Source organism: Stenotrophomonas sp. HMWF003, assembly GCF_003061285.1.
Taxonomy (GTDB): Bacteria; Pseudomonadota; Gammaproteobacteria; order Xanthomonadales; family Xanthomonadaceae; genus Stenotrophomonas; species Stenotrophomonas maltophilia_AP.
Map to the genome: position 1 here is coordinate 3292 of NZ_QAIW01000426.1, position 546 is coordinate 3837.

Below are 546 nucleotides of genomic sequence, written 5' to 3' on the forward strand. Positions count from 1 at the left end.
ATTCCAGGTTGGCCAGCAACGCCGGCAGCAGTTCCAGCGCGGCCAGGCCACGGCCGAAGCCGTGGAAGATGGCGCCCTTGCTGCTCTGCAGGTCGCGGTGGTAGCCGGACGGCAGCGACAGCAGCTGCTCGATCTCGGTACGGGCGGCCGCCACGCTGGCGTGGGTGGCGCGCATCAGTTCGATCACGTCCGGGTTGCGCTTGTTGGGCATGATCGAGCTGCCGGTGGTGTACTGCGCCGGCAGCGCCACGAAGCCGAATTCGCCGCTGGTGAACAGCGACAGGTCCCAGGCGATGCGGCGCAGGTCCAGGGTGGCCCCGCCCAGCGCTTCCAGCGCGGCCAGTTCGAACTTGCCGCGCGACAGCTGCGCGTAGATCGGCGACACCTGCATGCGCGCAAAGCCGAGCGCGGCGGTAGTGTGGGCGCGGTCCAGCGGCAGGTTCACGCCGTACCCGGCGGCGGTGCCGAGCGGGTTGGCGTCGATCAGCGCGAAGGTGTCGTGGGCGCGGATCGCGTTGTCGATGAAGGCCTCGGCCCAGCCGGCCC

General features: G+C 70.5%; 1 pseudogene. It reads right to left on the reverse strand.

Annotation, left to right across the window (positions count from 1 at the left end):
- Positions 1 to 546: pseudogene (locus tag DBR34_RS23935) on the reverse strand (lyase family protein); the annotation flags it as partial.